Source organism: Nostoc sp. T09 (assembly GCF_002154695.1).
GTDB lineage: Bacteria > Cyanobacteriota > Cyanobacteriia > Cyanobacteriales > Nostocaceae > Aulosira.
On the sequence record NZ_MTAV01000139.1, the window covers coordinates 1 to 2668 of the forward strand.

A 2668-nucleotide genomic window follows, 5' to 3' on the forward strand; every position below is an offset into this window, starting at 1 on the left:
TTGGCGCTCGGCGCGGTGTAGCCGCGCCATTGCTTGTGACAGTTGCGTAAGTCCTGTATAAGTAAGAACAAGGGCATCATGCACGAAATGATGGTGCCGCAGCAGATCCCCCACTAGGGATTCAAGTTCTTGTACCCTCTGAGCTTTGTTCCGATTGTGAGCCAGATCAGACTCCTGCAAGTCGCTCAGTCCCTGGTTAACGGTACGTAGGCGATCGCCGAGGGAACCGTACCGGACAATCAAGCCATTTACCATGACGGCACAAGCCGTGATTGTAACGACAGGCGCAATGATCAGGCTAATTGTCTTTGTCACTTCCTCAATTGACGACATAATGACACGCTCCCTTAGATAAGGCGTTAACCATATCTCTATTTGATTTCGGCGGGAGCGAATTCGGTAGACTCATACCGCCCCCAGTAGTAAAAATCCTTGCAATGCGTACGTCTTACTCTTTGTCGTTTATGACCAGGTTCTGTTCATTGGTATCAACGACAAGCACTGCTAGGAGGCGTGCGGGTTCAGTATCACTGGCATTTGCGCTGACACGATGATGATCGCCAGGTAGTTCAGTGAAGTTCTCACCAGCATGATACACCTGCTCTGGATTATCATTGACTTTACTCCGAATTGCACCTTCCAGGACTGTTGCATAGATGAAAGCTGAGGCTGCATGGGTGTGAGGGATCGATGAGACACCTGGCGCATATTCGACCAGCTGGACTTTCATGCTCTTGCCGGGCACATTGGGAAGGGCATGGTCGAAGACCAACGTTACCTTTTCACCCAACACGGTTGAAGCTGCGAATACGGGGAGAGTTGCGAATAGGGAGAGTGCCATGAATAGGGAGAGAGTCATGAATGCAACTCTATGCAAAAATCTAGTAAACACTTCCGTTCTCCTTGTGTGAATACAAATTGGTGGATAAAAATCCGTCTGATGTATCTTCATACTGAATCAAGCCGATCGCGGATTAGACAGGTGTAGGTTGAGTTGAGCTTTGCAAAACTCAGCAGTTGTAGGATCTTGGGCTTTGTGTCCTCAACTCAACCGATGTCAGCATTGAATTCTCATTGCTGATCTTTAAGCGATCGAGCGGTTAAGCCAGTCGGAGAAACGGGTCGAGCCGATGAGCGAGTTGCTCTGCGGAACGAGCTGATCGTTCAATGCTGCACCAAAGTAACGGGCGTGACTGTCTACAACCACCTGACGTGTGTCGTGAGTTGCACTCAGGAATTGGCGAATGATTTCCTCGAAACGGAACCGATCTGGACCTGCTAAATCGATAATGCCGTTTACTGGCGTTCCCAGTGTGATATTAACCAGCGCGGCAACAACGTCCTCCGACAGGATGGGCTGGATAAAGGCAGGGGGCAAGTGAACTGTTTGTTCATCGCTGGGGAATTGAGCGATGATCGTCCCGATGAACTCAAAGAACTGCGTAGCGCGGACGATCGTATAGGGGATTGCTGCGGACTGGATCAACTTCTCCTGAGCGACTTTCGCACGCATATAGCCACTATCCGGGATGCGATCGGCTCCAACGATCGACACTACAACGTGATGAGCCACACCCGCGTCTGCCTCCGCTGCCAGCAGGTTCCGGGTTGACTTCTCGAAGAACTCTAACACCGCTGCATCCTCAAAGGAGGGTGAGTTCGTCACATCGACAACAACTTGAGCACCCACTAACGCCTCAGCCAGTCCCTCACCCGTAACAGCGTTAACACCCGAAGAAGGAGACGCTGCGATCGCCTCATGTCCGCGCTCCTGTAGCTTGGTCACAAGCTTCTTACCAATCAGCCCACTGCCACCAATGACAACAATTTTCATGACAACACCTCTGATAATTAGATAGGGGGATTGTGTTTGGCAGTCACCGTTGCGAGTTTGCTACCAAGTTGCAGGATACTTGTCTGTTGAGCTTCATCCTTCAAATTGCCATTCTCATCAAACGCTTGATAAGCGTTGCTAATTGCCTGCTGATCTGGCAACACCAAAACCCCAATGTTGCCAAGAATGGAACGGACATGAACTAATCCTCGTAAGCCTCCCAAATTTCCAGGGGACGCACTCATTAACACCGCAACCTTGTCTGCGAAACACTCCAATGGAGGTTCGCCCGGTTCAGAACGTGATGCCCAATCGATCGCATTTTTCAGCAGTGGGGTGATCGAACTGTTGTATTCTGGGCAGGCAATCAGGAATCCCTGATGCGCTTTCATTAGGGCCTTGAGTTTGAGGACATTCTCTGGCAGTCCCTCAGCCTCCTCCAAATCCCCATCATAGAGCGGTAAGGGCAGATCGCGGAAATCCAGGTAGGTCACTTCTGCACCTGTGGCTTTAGCTCCCTCAACGGCAATTTTTACCAGTTTTTTGTTGACAGAATCTTGGCGAGCACTCCCAGCAAACGCGAGAATTTTGGCAGCGATCATGAATTCCTCCTTTCCTTCTAGTTTTCTCACGATCGGTCTATAGTTGTTGAGTTTTGAGCCATCCGCAGTGAGTTGTGAAAACACGAGAACGTACCCTCGATCGGCAGTGTTTTTCACTCATGGCATTCCCACAGCGGTAGGCAAACCGGAACAGTAGGGAACGATAATAGTTATACCAATTTAAATGGTGTTTAGGGCAAATAGGGCATCGAGAATGAAGGAATATCCCGTA

The 2668-nt window shown here is 49.9% G+C and carries 4 protein-coding genes; all 4 read right to left on the reverse strand.

What is annotated here, in order from left to right:
• The coding region (locus BV372_RS25735; protein ID WP_143845286.1) for a DUF2721 domain-containing protein at positions 1-333 on the reverse strand (333 nt) is incomplete at its 3' end.
• Positions 334-448: 115 nt separating this feature from the next.
• Positions 449-859 carry a cupin domain-containing protein gene (locus BV372_RS25740; RefSeq protein ID WP_086689339.1) on the reverse strand — a complete coding sequence of 137 codons (411 nt, stop codon included), beginning with the start codon at positions 857-859 and terminating at the stop codon, positions 449-451.
• 225 nt (positions 860-1084) lie between these two features.
• Complete coding sequence (locus tag BV372_RS25745; protein WP_086689337.1) at positions 1085-1834, reverse strand: SDR family oxidoreductase; 750 nt, start codon at positions 1832-1834, stop codon at positions 1085-1087.
• A 17-nt stretch (positions 1835-1851) separates the two neighbouring features.
• Positions 1852-2553 carry an NADPH-dependent FMN reductase gene (locus tag BV372_RS25750; protein ID WP_256973451.1) on the reverse strand — a complete coding sequence of 234 codons (702 nt, stop codon included), beginning with the start codon at positions 2551-2553 and terminating at the stop codon, positions 1852-1854.
• Positions 2554-2668 lie beyond the last annotated feature (115 nt).

What these genes read in the sequence shown, in the direction of transcription:
- BV372_RS25740 (WP_086689339.1), bottom strand. Translation starts at nt 859, where the DNA reads ATGACTCTCTCCCTATTCATGGCACTCTCCCTATTCGCAACTCTCCCC.
- BV372_RS25745 (WP_086689337.1), bottom strand. Translation starts at nt 1,834, where the DNA reads ATGAAAATTGTTGTCATTGGTGGCAGTGGGCTGATTGGTAAGAAGCTT.